This window comes from Paraburkholderia eburnea (genome assembly GCF_002917095.1).
GTDB classification, from domain to species: Bacteria; Pseudomonadota; Gammaproteobacteria; order Burkholderiales; family Burkholderiaceae; genus Paraburkholderia; species Paraburkholderia eburnea.
Window position 1 is genome coordinate 1 of sequence record NZ_PQGA01000047.1, and the last position, 2,914, is coordinate 2,914.

The window sequence follows — 2,914 nt, forward strand, 5'->3', positions numbered from 1 at the left end:
ACACACCTGTTATAGGATCAAGCCTTACGGGCAATTAGTATCAGTTAGCTTAACGCATTACTGCGCTTCCACACCTGACCTATCAACGTCCTGGTCTTGAACGACCCTTCAAGGGGCTCGAAGCCCCGGGGATATCTCATCTCAAGGCGAGTTTCCCGCTTAGATGCTTTCAGCGGTTATCTCTTCCGAACATAGCTACCCGGCGATGCCACTGGCGTGACAACCGGTACACCAGAGGTTCGTCCACTCCGGTCCTCTCGTACTAGGAGCAGGTCCCTTCAAATATCCAGCGCCCACGGCAGATAGGGACCAAACTGTCTCACGACGTTTTAAACCCAGCTCACGTACCTCTTTAAATGGCGAACAGCCATACCCTTGGGACCGGCTACAGCCCCAGGATGAGATGAGCCGACATCGAGGTGCCAAACACCGCCGTCGATATGAACTCTTGGGCGGTATCAGCCTGTTATCCCCAGAGTACCTTTTATCCGTTGAGCGATGGCCCTTCCATACAGAACCACCGGATCACTATGACCTGCTTTCGCACCTGCTCGACTTGTCAGTCTCGCAGTCAAGCACGCTTATGCCATTGCACTATCAGCACGATTTCCGACCGTACCTAGCGTACCTTCGTACTCCTCCGTTACCCTTTGGGAGGAGACCGCCCCAGTCAAACTGCCTACCATGCACTGTCCCCGATCCGGATCACGGACCAAGGTTAGAACCTCAAACAGATCAGGGTGGTATTTCAAGGACGGCTCCACGGAAACTAGCGTTCCCGCTTCACAGCCTCCCACCTATCCTACACAAACCGGTTCAAAGTCCAATGCAAAGCTACAGTAAAGGTTCATGGGGTCTTTCCGTCTAGCCGCGGGGAGATTGCATCATCACAAACACTTCAACTTCGCTGAGTCTCGGGAGGAGACAGTGTGGCCATCGTTACGCCATTCGTGCAGGTCGGAACTTACCCGACAAGGAATTTCGCTACCTTAGGACCGTTATAGTTACGGCCGCCGTTTACCGGGACTTCAATCAAGAGCTTGCACCCCATCATTTAATCTTCCGGCACCGGGCAGGCGTCACACCCTATACGTCCACTTTCGTGTTTGCAGAGTGCTGTGTTTTTATTAAACAGTCGCAGCCACCAGTTTATTGCAACCCCTTCACCCTTCTGGCGCAGGCCAGTCAAGCTACAGGGGCGTACCTTATCCCGAAGTTACGGTACCAATTTGCCGAGTTCCTTCTCCCGAGTTCTCTCAAGCGCCTTAGAATACTCATCTCGCCCACCTGTGTCGGTTTGCGGTACGGTCACTGCTGAACTGAAGCTTAGAGGCTTTTCTTGGAACCACTTCCAGTTGCTTCTTCACCTAAGTGAATGGCCTCGCACCCTTGAATTCCGCGCCCGGATTTGCCAAAGCGCCTTCTCCAATGCAAGGACCGGGACTTCCAACACCCGGACAACCTTCCGCGATCCGTCCCCCCATCGCATTCAACAATGGTGCAGGAATATTGACCTGCTTCCCATCAGCTACGCATTTCTGCCTCGCCTTAGGGGCCGACTCACCCTACGCCGATGAACGTTGCGTAGGAAACCTTGGGCTTACGGCGAGGGGGCCTTTCACCCCCTTTATCGCTACTCATGTCAGCATTCGCACTTCTGATACCTCCAGCACGCTTTTCAACGCACCTTCGCAGGCTTACAGAACGCTCTCCTACCATGCACACTAGTGTGCATCCGCAGCTTCGGTATATGGCTTAGCCCCGTTACATCTTCCGCGCAGGACGACTCGATCAGTGAGCTATTACGCTTTCTTTAAAGGGTGGCTGCTTCTAAGCCAACCTCCTGACTGTTTTAGCCTTCCCACTTCGTTTCCCACTTAGCCATATTTGGGGACCTTAGCTGGCGGTCTGGGTTGTTTCCCTCTTGACACCGGACGTTAGCACCCGATGTCTGTCTCCCGTGATTGCACTCTTCGGTATTCGGAGTTTGCTATGGCGACGTAATCCGCAATGGACCCATCAACCATGACAGTGCTCTACCCCCGAAGGTGATACACGAGGCACTACCTAAATAGTTTTCGGAGAGAACCAGCTATTTCCAGGTTTGTTTAGCCTTTCACCCCTATCCACAGCTCATCCCCTAACTTTTCAACGTTAGTGGGTTCGGTCCTCCAGCACGTGTTACCGTGCCTTCAACCTGGCCATGGATAGATCACCTGGTTTCGGGTCTACACCCAGCGACTAATCGCCCTGTTCGGACTCGCTTTCGCTACGCCTGCCCTATTCGGTTAAGCTTGCCACTGAATGTAAGTCGCTGACCCATTATACAAAAGGTACGCCGTCACCCCTTGCGAGGCTCCGACTGTTTGTATGCATGCGGTTTCAGGATCTATTTCACTCCCCTCCCGGGGTTCTTTTCGCCTTTCCCTCACGGTACTGGTTCACTATCGGTCGATCACGAGTATTTAGCCTTGGAGGATGGTCCCCCCATCTTCAGACAGGATTTCACGTGTCCCGCCCTACTTGTCGCATACCTAGTTCTTCCTCGCTGTTTTCGCCTACGGGGCTATCACCCACTATGGCCGCACTTTCCAGAGCGTTTGGCTAACAACGAAGATAAAGAATGCAGGCTGGTCCCATTTCGCTCGCCACTACTCTGGGAATCTCGGTTGATTTCTTTTCCTGCGGCTACTTAGATGTTTCAGTTCGCCGCGTTCGCTTCACGTAGCCTATGGATTCAGCTACGGATGACCCATACGGGCCGGGTTTCCCCATTCGGATATCGGTGGATCAAAGCTCGTTTGCCAGCTCCCCACCGCTTTTCGCAGGCTACCGCGTCCTTCATCGCCTGTGATCGCCAAGGCATCCACCACATGCACTTGTTCGCTTGACCCTATAACGGGTATGTCTCTCT

The 2,914-nt window shown here is 53.3% G+C and carries 1 rRNA gene; it reads right to left on the reverse strand.

Going from position 1 to position 2,914, the window contains the following annotated elements:
- Positions 1-13 precede the first annotated feature (13 nt).
- Positions 14-2,893 (reverse strand): 23S ribosomal RNA (locus B0G62_RS30940).
- Positions 2,894-2,914 lie beyond the last annotated feature (21 nt).